9 protein-coding genes are annotated in these 12,085 nt (G+C 51.1%); 1 reads left to right on the forward strand and 8 read right to left on the reverse strand.

Annotated elements, in window-relative coordinates:
* Positions 1 to 302: 302 nt before the first annotated feature.
* The 8 genes from GYMC10_RS16055 to GYMC10_RS16095 all read right to left on the reverse strand — a co-directional run bounded on the left by GYMC10_RS16055 (position 303) and on the right by GYMC10_RS16095 (position 11,155).
* A complete protein-coding gene (locus tag GYMC10_RS16055; RefSeq protein WP_015735475.1) occupies positions 303 to 2,192 on the reverse strand; it encodes a sensor histidine kinase in 1,890 nt (629 codons plus the stop codon).
* Complete coding sequence (locus tag GYMC10_RS16060; protein ID WP_015735476.1) at positions 2,185 to 3,825, reverse strand: response regulator; 1,641 nt, start codon at positions 3,823 to 3,825, stop codon at positions 2,185 to 2,187. The genes GYMC10_RS16055 and GYMC10_RS16060 overlap by 8 nt, the downstream gene beginning before the upstream one ends.
* Positions 3,826 to 3,850: 25 nt before the next feature.
* The gene (locus GYMC10_RS16065; RefSeq protein WP_015735477.1) at positions 3,851 to 5,107 is read right to left on the reverse strand and encodes an FAD-dependent oxidoreductase; all 1,257 of its coding nucleotides are present in this window, start codon (positions 5,105 to 5,107) and stop codon (positions 3,851 to 3,853) included.
* A gap of 68 nt (positions 5,108 to 5,175) precedes the next feature.
* A complete protein-coding gene (locus GYMC10_RS16070) occupies positions 5,176 to 6,690 on the reverse strand; it encodes an extracellular solute-binding protein (RefSeq protein ID WP_015735478.1) in 1,515 nt (504 codons plus the stop codon).
* Between the two features lie 158 nt (positions 6,691 to 6,848).
* Complete coding sequence (locus GYMC10_RS16075) at positions 6,849 to 7,724, reverse strand: carbohydrate ABC transporter permease (RefSeq protein WP_015735479.1); 876 nt, start codon at positions 7,722 to 7,724, stop codon at positions 6,849 to 6,851.
* 13 nt (positions 7,725 to 7,737) lie between these two features.
* Complete coding sequence (locus GYMC10_RS16080; RefSeq protein WP_015735480.1) at positions 7,738 to 8,685, reverse strand: ABC transporter permease; 948 nt, start codon at positions 8,683 to 8,685, stop codon at positions 7,738 to 7,740.
* Positions 8,686 to 9,203: 518 nt separating this feature from the next.
* Positions 9,204 to 9,980: a hypothetical protein gene (locus GYMC10_RS16090; RefSeq protein WP_015735481.1), complete on the reverse strand. Its 777-nt coding sequence runs from the start codon at positions 9,978 to 9,980 to the stop codon at positions 9,204 to 9,206.
* Positions 9,981 to 10,339: 359 nt separating this feature from the next.
* The gene (locus tag GYMC10_RS16095; RefSeq protein ID WP_015735482.1) at positions 10,340 to 11,155 is read right to left on the reverse strand and encodes a phytanoyl-CoA dioxygenase family protein; all 816 of its coding nucleotides are present in this window, start codon (positions 11,153 to 11,155) and stop codon (positions 10,340 to 10,342) included.
* A gap of 120 nt (positions 11,156 to 11,275) precedes the next feature.
* On the opposite strand from GYMC10_RS16095, the gene GYMC10_RS16100 reads away from it, so the two are divergent.
* Positions 11,276 to 12,073, forward strand: a complete 798-nt coding sequence (locus GYMC10_RS16100) for a helix-turn-helix domain-containing protein (protein WP_015735483.1) — start codon at positions 11,276 to 11,278, stop codon at positions 12,071 to 12,073.
* Positions 12,074 to 12,085: the final 12 nt, after the last annotated feature.

Genomic DNA, 12,085 nt, shown 5'->3' on the forward strand with positions numbered 1-12,085 from the left:
CAGCTTGTTGGATCTTCAATATTCCAGTTCGTTAGATCAATGAAGTTGCATGTAGACTTAACTAGATACTTATCTAATCAATAGTCGGTTCATGTTCTTTTCCTTTGCTGCAATCGATGCAAGTTCTTGTCCTCGAGACATGAACTTGTATCGATATAACAAAAAAGCCGCTATAATAGCGACTTTCTAACAGGTTCCGATACTGTGTCTCCACCCTTCAATGAGGCCGACTCAACGAATGACTTCTGCAATTATTGCTCGTAGACGATGCCAGGATAACCCCGATCCCCTATCGCATGCAGCTAAACTTTATTTTCTTCAGAAACCCGGGAGGTCATAAACTCTGCTTTCATCCGGACGGTGACAGAGGTACCCGCACTGAGTTTCGACGAGATGCTCAAGCCATACCCCTCACCAGAGTGTAGCTTGATCCGCTCGTTCACGTTAAACAAGCCGTAGGAGCTTCCGTTGCCCGTGTGATCACTAGGGCTGACTCGCTCCTCCGTCAGCAGACTGCGGGACATCTCCTCGTCCATGCCAATGCCGTTGTCCGAAATCACGAAAACGAGATCGCTTTGATCCAACTCCACCGTAATATCGATAAGCCCTTTCCGGTCCTTCGCCTTGCGTATGCCGTGCAGCAACGCGTTCTCGACAATCGGCTGCAAGATAAGCTTAGGCATGCGATATGCCTTCAACTCATCCCCCGCAGCCACCTTGAAATCGAACGAGCCGAAAAATCGGCTCTGCTGAATTTCGAGATACACCTCTGCCAGCCTCAGCTCGTCCGTAACGCTTACGATGGTATTTCCTTTATTGAGACTGAGACGGAAATACTTCGCGAGACTGTCGATCATCATACTGATGTCGGTTGCACCCTTACCGATGGCAATCCAGTTGATCGTATCCAGCGTGTTGTAAAGGAAGTGCGGATTGATCTGCGCCTGCAACGCTGACAGCTGGGCTTCCCGTTCGCGAATCTCAGCTCTGTAGTTTTCTTCGACGAGCGTACGCACCCTTAGGATCAGATGGTCGACGCTTCGCTCCAGCATATGGAAGTCACCATTAACCGCCGGTAACTCATGCAGACCGTCGATCGCTTCCTTGCCCTCCTTCCCTTCCTTTCGGATGACGGTGATCACGTGGTTGACTCGCCGGTTCATCCCCCGCACGATAATCGCCAGAAGGACAAACGGAAGGATCAGAAACAACGCGACATATTCAATCAGCGAGCGCCATTCTGACTGCTTCGTCTGTCGCTGCGTAGCGGGCGACAGCTGGGATTCCGTTCCCTGGGCGACAAGCTTCCAGCCCGTCGGCGCAAGCGTCGTATACAGCACGTCGCTTTGTTCATTGTTCAGCAGAAGCGACTTTGTTCCTTCCGCCCCCTCGTTCAGCGCATCCAATAGGTGAGGATCAACCGCCTTGCCGATAAGTGCCTCATCGGGATGATAAACGATTGAGCCATCCTGAGCAACAAGGTAAACTGCTGTGCCCGGGGCGAACTGAAGATCGGATAAAATATTGGAGACGATGTCTTGACGGACGTCGATCATGAGCACACCGGACACTTTGTCATAATTATCGGGATCCCGCAGCATTCGGGCAGCAGATAATATCGTCTCATTGGAGCCGCCGAGATACGACTCCTCGTAGACACCCGTCCATACGATCCCACCGTTTCCATCGATGATGGAATGAAACCACGGTCTAACCATCAAGCTATCCAGCGTAAAGAAATTGATTCTCTCTTCTGCATACAGCTTAGATTTGTCCACGAACACCCGAACATGAAACACGTCGGAGTTAGACTGTACGGTCTCGACCAAATACCGCAAATCCTCAATCACCTTGATCTGTGTGCCGATGGACTGATCATCCGAATTAATGGATAAGTACGAATGCAGGTTTGCGTTCATGAATGCAGCGTCACTAATATCCTCGATGCGCTCCAGCCGGTAGGAGAGATTGCTCCCGGCCTGCTTTAGCGCTTGCTGCATCGTCCGGATGACCTCGCTCCTCAGAATATCCGCGGAACGCGCGTAATAACCATACAAGAAAATGCCCGCCGGAAGCACAATGAGCAGCAGATACGCGATTAACCAAGAACGGGGGATCGAGAAACGGCGAATCGCCGCTGGCTGGAGCAGCGGCGAAAGCAAGCCGGTTACGGCGACCCAGGCTCTACGCATGAGACCCCCGGTATGCGCTAGGTGTAACACCCGTTACCTTTTTGAACAGCTTTGAGAAGTAACTGGGGTCGGTATATCCGATCGCGTAACAAATATCATAAAACTTGTACTGCGGATCGCGCAGCAGCTCCTTCGCCTTATCCACGCGCACTTTAGTCAAATATTCGCCCACCGTCTGCCCCGTCTCTTGCTTAAACAGGAGACTGACGTACGTGGAAGACAAATAGACCGCCTTGCCGATATCGGCTACGGTAAGCCCGCCGTTGGCGTAGTTCTGATCGATATACCCGCGTACTCGCTCTATGACGTTTGCCACCCTGCCAGTCCGCTTCTCCCGAATGTGTTCCCCGACGGTCGCCAGATACGATTCGATCAGCCCCCGCATATCTTTTAACGTCTCCTTCGCGTACAACGCCTCTGTCAGCTCTCCCTCCATAACTTCCAGTTCGGGGTCCCCAGCGCCAAGCTCCATGAGCAGCTGTCCGATCGCGAGCACGAGCTGCATGCACAGATTGCGGCCGTACTTCAGGCCGTCCGGGCGGGTGTAGGACAAGCTGGCAAAAATCATCTCCACGGCTTCGCTAATCTTGTCCTCATCGTCCGCCTTGAGTGCGGAAATCAGCTTCTCATTGAGCTCGTAATCGTATTTCCGCATGGCGCCTTCCTCCGGCTCTGCGCTCTCCAGACTGTCCATTGTGATGATACGGTTTTTGCCGAGGTACCACTTGTAATCGACCGCTTCGCGAGCTTGCTTGTAAGCTGGCGCCAGTCCGGATAAGCCGCCTGCCATATCGCTAATGCCGATCGTCACGCCGATCTTGAGCCAGCGTTCCAGATTGGAGCGAAGATCGCCGGCCAGCGCAAACAGTGCCTCCGCCGCTTCGGATACCGAATCGCCGCCGGGCTCCGATACCTTCAGCACGCCTACAAATTCGCCGGTACGTTGCTCGAAGGCATACCCTCGCAGATGCGCATCCAGCAGCTCCTCGTAAATGTTCAGCACCGAATACCACAGCAGCTGGCGGTCGCGCTCGGAACGGCTGGCCATCACATCGGCAAGATCATCCACGCAGACGACCATCACCCAATAGGAAGCATTCACGGGCAAGTCCAATCCCAGAAACGACACCCGCTCCGCCAATTCCGACTTCGGCGCACCCTCTCTGATCATGGAGAGCAGGAACTTCTCACGCAGGAGCGGCATACCTTCCTTTAGTTTAACGAGCAGCTCCTGCTTATAAATCCGTTCGGAGCTCTCCGCGTCCAAATCGGCAACGACGCGCTTGATGACCGTACTCAGCTCCTGCAAATTAACCGGCTTAAATATATAGTCGACCGCGCTGACCTTCATCGCTGATTTAAGATAATCGGCGTCGTCGTGCCCGCTGACGAATATGATCTTCATGGCCGGATATTCGGACGAGATACACTGCGACATCGTAATACCGTCCATGTTCGGCATCCGGACATCCGTTAGTATAAGATCGGGCTGATCGCGGGCGATCATCTCAAGAGCCACGTCTCCATCATCCGCTTCGCCTGCCACTTCAATTCCGTAAGCGGCCCAATCGAAATAAGCGCGCAAGCCCGCTCGGACCGCCGGTTCGTCATCCACGATAAGCAATCGATACATCGCCCGCCATCTCCCTTCTCCTAATTTAACGGCCTAACAGTCTAGCGTCTTGATTGGCAAGCTCGGCCTGCACCTTGTCAATGTCTACTTCGCGAACGGGCACGGCGTCTTCGAGCGAGATCGCGGCCGCAATGCCTGCTGCTTGACCCAGCGCATAACAAGTCGCTTGGACGCGCATCGAAGACATTGCGACATGCGTTGCGGAAATCGATCTGCCCGCAACGAGCAGGTTGTCGATATCGCCAACAGGCACCATCGTGCGATACGGAATATCGTAGCCGTCTACGCGGCGCTCGTCGGTTGTCTTGCCCGCATCCGGGCTATGAATATCGATCTCGTAATTTGTTTGGGCGACCACATCCGGGAAACGCGTGCCGCTTACAACATCTTGTTCGGTCAACGTGTACAGCCCTTCAATTTGATTGGTCTCCCTAACACCTGTCTGCGGTGCGATGTGTGCGATGGCGTATGTCTCGAAGCCCGTTCTCTGCAAATAATGCGCGATCGAGAACACCTGCTTAAGCGCTTCGGTCTCCGCGTAATTGACTTGCTCCATATCGGCTCCGTTCGCCTTGACGCGCGACATATTAATGAGCAAAACGCCGTCTTCGCGCTGCTTCCAATATAACCTGCGCCCCTGCGGCAGATCGGATACCTCCTCGTAATAATAACAGCCTTCCGGAAGTATCTTCTCTACTGGCTTTCCCGTATCCTGCATCGTAAACATAAGTGTCATCGGCTGCGTGAGTCCATCAGACTCGCGGCCCGTGCGGTAAGGTACACCCGCATCGATGGCTACTCGCGCATCGCCCGTGCAATCGATGATGACATCGCCTTCTATCGCCCTTAGGCCTTCGCGCGTCGAGACGATAACCGAACCGATCCCGCTGCCGCTGCGGATCGTGCCCACGAATTCACAATGGAAGTAGACCGATACCCCTTCCTTTTTCATTTTGTCATTCAAGTATTGGCGAAGCAAAAATGGCGAATATTGCGGCGCGACCGATTCGTCATGGCCTGCGGGCAGATAGTCGGCCAGCATCTCCTTGATGATCTCGCGGTAGATGCCGGTCACATTGCCGACAGGCATAAACACGCTTACGTTGGCAAGCGTCCCCATCCCCCCGAGTTGAGCGGACTTCTCCAGCAAGATCACCTGTTTGCCGCGTCTGGCCGCGCCAATGGCAGCGGCCGTCCCCGCAGGTCCGCCTCCGATGACGACAACGTCGGCCTTGGCATGGGTTTTCACTTGACGTTCGAACGAATACATTGCATGTTTCATGATGATCTCTCCCTTAGATCGAAGTAGCGGTGTGAGCAAAAAAGGATCACCACCGCTTATCCTGTTTTTTATTTAGTCGTTGCGTACCAATCGTTAATTTCCTTTGAAGCCGCTTCCCCGCCCGCTGACATAAACTTGGATTGGAAGTCGGCAAGGCTATCGATGGACTCCGCGCCGGCGATCAGTTTGACCGTGTAGTCGCCAACCATGGTGCTCAATTGCTGATTCGTCTTCGAATATTGCTGCATGTACGGAGCAAGACCCAGAACGTTTTTGATTTTCACTTCGGCTGGCTGCTCGTTGTTCAGGAAGTTAAACGCATCAAACATAACCGGGTTTTTGCGAACGCGCGCTTGCCAGTATTGCGGATAGTTTTCTTCATCCGTTCCCGCCATGTAGTTATTCGCCAAGTTTCGCTCGTCGGTGAAGATCGGCTGGATTGGCTCGTATGCTCCGTCTACTACTTTATAATGCGTGCCTTCCACGCCGATCGCCATATTTTTGAACGTTTCCGGCTCCAGGCTTTCATTGATCCATTTGATCGCATCTTCCGGATGCTTTGATGCTTTCGGAATGAACGTCAGACGGTCAAATCCGGCGTTTGCCGCGAAGCCGGCTTCTCCGTTAGGCCCCTTGAGCGCCGGCACGAAAGCGAATTTGGCCTCCGGCTTGGTCTTCGCAAGGGAATCCGAGATGGCCGGAATGTCCGCCCAGTGAACAACGATGGCGCCAGCTACGCCGCTTGCGAATTTCTCCTTCGCTGTAGCGTCTTTGTTGGCTACGAATTCTCGGTCGATCAATCCTTTCTCGTACAAGTTGCCTACGTAAGCGACATAATCCTTAAATGCCGGGTCCATGACACGCGGCACGAGCTTGCCGTCTACGTCGTTCCAAGTATTGGAAATGCCGAACGCGCCTACGAGGTTGTCAATCATCGATTGGTCACCCTTGATCGTAAGTGGTACATTGCGGTCGCCGTTGCCGCCTGGGTCCTTCTCCTTGAATTGCGTGAGAACGTTTGTCAGCTCTTCGGTCGTCGTCGGCATGGACAGACCCAGCTTATCGAGCCAGTCCGTACGGATGAGTATGGAGCTGTTGATATCATAAGTAACGGTCACCGGGATTGCGTATAGCTTGCCATTTACCTTAAGCGCTTCCATCGATTCGGGCTTGATAGCCGCCTTAATATTTGGGCCAAATTCGTCGATAAGCGGCGTCAGGTCGACGAGCGCACCCTTTTGCGCATAATCCGAATATAAAGCCATGTCGTTATAGGAAGTGACGATGTCATACGCTTCGCCGGAGGACATGATTAGGTTCAGCTTCTCCGCCCACTTGTCTTGAGGCAGCATATCGTATTGCACTTTATAGCCCGTTTTTTCTTCGAGCAGCTTGGCTACCGGGTATGCATTGTATTCTTCGTTCTGCCATACGTTCAGTCGCTTTAAGGCTGGCTTTTCCGCATCCGGTTTAGCCGTCGCTTCGTTGTCCGTGTTCGTTCCGTTGCCGGAACAAGCAGCCATAGTCATTGCCAGAAGCGCAGACATGGCCATGACAGACATCAATTTGAATGCTTTTTTCATAATGAGACCCTCCTGCAATTAATATAATCTATATCATTAATTTTCCCGCAACGTCCCGATGAAGGGGCAATTCTCCGGTACCTGAAGTCATGCCTTGACGTTCATCGCCGTTGCTGGAAAAGCTAATGCCTTAGGAAAGCTGCTTTACATGCCTGCCATCAACCTTTTACGGAACCGATGAGCACGCCTTTGATAAAATATTTCTGCAGGAACGGATAAACGAGCAGAATCGGAATCGTGGATGCGATGACCGTTGCTGACCGGACGCCTTCCGCAGGCACGTTCATGAGATCGTCGGCCGTCTTGTCAAGCGCCGAAGATGTATCGGCGTTCATGACGATGTCCTGTAGGTACAATTGCAACGGCTTCAGCGACGAGCTGTTGATGTACAGCATCGGGTTGAAGTAGTCATTCCAATAATAAACGGCGTAAAACAGACCAATCGTCGCAAGCACGGGACCACTTAGCGGCAAAATAATACGGAACAGAACCGTTAAATTGCTCGCGCCTTCGATTTTGGCGGATTCCTCCAGACTGGCCGGCAAGCTTTCAAAGTAGCTCTTGATGACCAGCATGTTGAACACGCTGATGAGCGCCGGCAAAATGAGTGAGCCTAGATGGTTAATGAGGCCCAACTCGCGGATGAGCAGATAGTTGGGGATGATGCCCCCGTTAAACATCATCGTGAAGATGAACAAAATGATGATGATGCCCATCCCCGGTAGCTCGCGCTTCGAGAGCGGATAAGCGGTCAGCGCCGTAATGAGCAGCGATGCGAGGGTACCGATGACTGTAATCAGCACCGATATCCAGAGCGAGTTTAGAAACTGGCTGTTCGTGACGACGAATTTCATCGTTTCGAGCTGAAAGCCGACCGGGAAAATTCCGACCTGGCCCGACAGGATGGCCCACTCTTCACTGATCGACTTGGAAAATACGTTTACAAACGGAAGCAGTGTAATAAGCCCCATCGCGATGAGCAGAACGTAGATAGAGCCATCTAGCATGAAATCTTTGACAGTTTTCCTATACATGGTCGTTCCTCCTTTACCAGATGCTGCGATTCAGGAATTTGCGGCTGAGCATGTTGCCCATGACGATTAGCAGGAATCCGACCGCTGAGTTGAATAGGCCAACCGCCGTACTGAAGCTGTAATCCTGCTGGCCGAGTCCCATCCGGTATACATAGGTGCCGATGACGTCCCCGGTCTCGTACACGAGCGGATTATACATGGTCAAAATTTGTTCCGTCCCCGCCTCCAGCAGGCTGCCGATCCGCAGGATGAACATCAACACGATGGTAGGCAGCATGCCCGGAAGCGAAATCGACCACATCTGTCTGATCCGCCCCGCCCCGTCGATGGCTGCGGCTTCGTATTGCTCCTGCTCGATACCCGCGATCGCGGCGATAAACACGATAGCGTTCCAGCCGATTTCCTTCCACCCGGCCGTGAAGACAACCAAGCTGCGGAACAGGCTGTTGTCGGTAAAAAACGAGATCGGCTCTCCGCCGAACGAACGGATGATTTCGTTCACGATACCGCCGGTAGGTGACAGGATGTTAAGGAACAACCCCGAGATAATGACCCAGGAAAGGAAATGCGGCAAATAAATGATCGTCTGGATCGTCCGCTTGAAGAACATGCGCCGCACTTCATTGAGCATAAGCGCGATGACGATCGGAATCGGGAATAAAATCGTTATTTTGTACAAGCTGATGAGCAGCGTATTTACTAATACTTGCAGAAATTCATCCGATTGCAGCAACCTCTCGAACTGCGCCATCCCTACCCACTCGCTGCCGGATATGCCGCCGAAGATGTTGAAATCCTGGAAGGCGATAACGATCCCGTACATCGGCGTGTATTTGAACAATAACAAGAACACAAGGCCCGGTATAAGCAGCAAATACATATCCAAGTTGCCTCTAATCAGTTTCCAACGCCGTCCGCCGGCGTACAGGAGAGTACCTTCTCTTCCGCTACGTTTGCTCACGATCTCCACCTACTTTTCTCTGTCTTGTCTCTTATTGTAGGGGAGGCAGCCCAGAGGGAGTAGAGGTCGATCCTTTTATTTCTGGTCTTTTCCAACACAGTTTGCGAATGGACTTGGGACTTGGCCGGGCCCTGTAGTGTGCTGCTTTGCCAAAAATTTTAGATAACGCTTAAAGTCCTTTAAATCCTATCGGCCCCCCTAAACGATTGCTTGCTCACGGGATCCACATTACTAAAAAGGTATTGCGGCAGCGTCTTTAAGCTCGTTCGCCAGACGGTCATAAACGCACATTTGACCAAAACAGACGCATGTTGGGATGCCGGCATGATCAATATAAATCTGGATATGTCCGTCAGGAGCGCAGCATTATGGAGGTTCGGTTCGCCACTCATTAATCTTGTAAAAATGACCCTGATTGCATAAAGCAATAGGGTCATTTTTCTAGTGTACCTTCAAAGAATTGGTCAGCAATTTGTCCCTTACGGCAATTGCCCCAATTCTAGTCCCTCGACAGAATTCTATCGGCAAGTCAGGTTAGCCAATCGCCGTATCTCATCGCTTAACTTTCGATTGACTGGATACACCTCTTCTATGAAATTTAAAATACGAAGAGCCGATTCTGGAACATGATCGTATCCCTGTATCATATCTCCTATGATTTCAGCAAAACGCGGGTATCTCCTCTCTAGCCGCCTCTCGTTGCCAAACGGATCGGGAAAGTAGTCCACCTCTTGCTCCAGCAGATGGAGCACGGATAGAATCCGATCCACTGCGTAACCTTGAACAAACCTTGTCGCGGAGAGACGCTCTCCCCTTGCAAAGCGACCGAGCCCCACGTATAGATTGGTTAACGCTTCATTCAAAGGAAAGTCCAAGGAATCCACTTTTAGGTTGGGGACCGGGTTGGAAGGTTTGGCGATGGCCGTATTGGAATACAGGGGGTTCTTCCATATGACTCTGCCTTCCGTATAGGTCGCATTCGCCAGCTCCCACTCCTCGAATACAGCATATTCCCCGAAAATACCATCCTCGAACAATACTTTGTAGCCAACATCCGAATTCTTAAACGCATAGGCAAGAGGGTGTACGTCCTCGAGCCAATCCAATCGGTCTATATATCTGTTTTTCTCCCTTGGCTCTACAATGACAAAGAAATCTAAATCCGAATATTCATCCAACCGTCCTGTCTCGACCCCAACGGAACCAACGCCTAATAATAAAAGAGCTCCCCCCTTGGTTTCGAGCGACTTGCCGATCTCGCCCAGCCGCTGTAACAGCAATTCTGTTCTCAACATTACGAACCCTCCCCTAGTTTTGGAATGCAAAAAGGGTCCAACCCACTTTTCAGCGAGGTTGAACCCGAAGGTTGCATTGCCTTTATTATCCTGCCATCAAGGTATCACGTATTCTTATTGCCGTCAATCGAAAAAAACTTGCCATGATTTGTAATTACGGTTCACCGCACATGATCTCAATCTATTATGCCCTATATTTAATGGACTTTGAAGCTGCTGCCGGCGCCAAGCTGTTTTCTGGTGCGTTTGAGCTATCGTTAGGGCACCGTGGTATCAACATAACAAACCCTGACTTTCTTCATTCTTCTACCGAATACAATAGGGATGAAAATCCTTCCCATTGGAATGGATAGTGATAGCTACTTCGAGGATGGATGGATCAGCATGGATTTGAGAGGCACCATCGATTCCTCTGGAACGTAATAATTGAATTTGTTGTCGCTGATCTGTCCAAGCAGCTGGCGGCGTATCGGATCGGCGTCCTTCAGCAGACTCACAGACGCCGAGTGATAGTCAATAGGACGCATCCAGATCGGGCTGTAGCCCAGGAACAGCTGCCTTCTTGTGAATGTGGAGCGATTCGGCGAGCCAGCATGCCACAAGTTTTGGGCGAACACGAAGACATCACCTGGTTTTCCGCACACTTGTACCTCTCCGTCAAGCTGCTGGCGCACATCCTTGTGATTCGGATTGTACGGCTGCTTGTGACTGCCCGGAATCACTTTCGTATTGCCGCGATCCGGCTCTGACATATCGCTCAAAATATAACAAACCTTAATATAATAGGTTGCCGTCAAGCCGTTAATGACAGGAAACTGCGGATGCGGACCGTCTTGATGCCAATCGATAAAGCTGTGCGTGTCCGTTTGGGTTTCGCTTGGATTCGGTTGTCTGATCGTGAGGTGGGAGATATGAAGCTGGATGTTGTGGCCAAGCAAATTAACGATTAACGGAAGAATGGCAGGCTGATCGATTAATGCAGCAATCTCGGCATGGCGTTCTACGCTGTTATAAATATTGTGCGAAAGCGCTTCCGGTTCAATCGAGATAATTTCGTCGATCGCGGCATTCAGCCGGCTTACCTCTTCCTGCGACAAAATATCTGGTATAACCAAATACCCCTGTTCATGAAATTGCTCCATTAATTTCGGTATTCCCAAATGGGCTGTCTTCATCCTTTATACCTCCTACTTGTATTTAATTTAATTATATTTGCCGAACCATCATGTTATAATGTAAGAAAAATCGATTTCCCTTGTAAATAATTTCAATATACGAAAGGGTGTTGTCATGCAATGGAGTTCAGCGGATTTCTGGATCCCGATTTGCAATACCATGTCTACGTGAAGGATACCCCTCAATTTCAGAAAACGCATGATACATATGATCATTGGGCGTTGTTCATCGTCGAAGAAGGCGCTTTTAATTACAGAATGGGCAGCCAAAGCGGAAGGGCGGTCAAGGATGACATCGTATTATGCCCGCCCGATCTAACCTTCTACCGGCAAACGGACGGTTTATCATTCCATCTCATGGGGTTTCAATGGATCAATTCCCTAGAGGGGCCGCCGCGTGCGGCGGATTTCCCGACTTTCGGCAAGCTTCGGCTATTGAACCACAAACGCTTCCAATCCACCCTCTCTCAATTTCGCGAAGCCCAATACTTGCATGCAGGGATTGGTCATACGTACAAGAAACATCTTCTCAGGGATCTGCTCTATTTGCTTCAGATTGAGCAATCTGAGCAGCATACGATGACCTTGTTCAGCGAGGATCCGACCCTTGGGCGAGCCCTGCATTTGCTTCAGCAGCAAGCAGAATTCGGTCTATCGTTGAAGTCGATCGCTGTGGAGCTTGGTCTAACCCAGGTACAGCTGACAAGACTGTTTACACGCGAGTTCCGCATAACGCCAAGCGCCTACGCGACTAATCTTAGAATGGACAAGGTGAAGCAACTCCTTGTATACTCTTCGCTTACCCTTGCCCAAATCGCCGAGCATTGCGGATTTACCGACGAACATCATTTAAGCAAAAGCTTCAAAAAACTGTGCGGCGTCAATCCTTCGTCGTACCGAAAAACGCATAGCGTATAATAGAACAGGCCG

The sequence above is a fragment of the Paenibacillus sp. Y412MC10 genome (assembly GCF_000024685.1).
Classification (GTDB): Bacteria; Bacillota; Bacilli; order Paenibacillales; family Paenibacillaceae; genus Paenibacillus_AQ; species Paenibacillus_AQ lautus_A.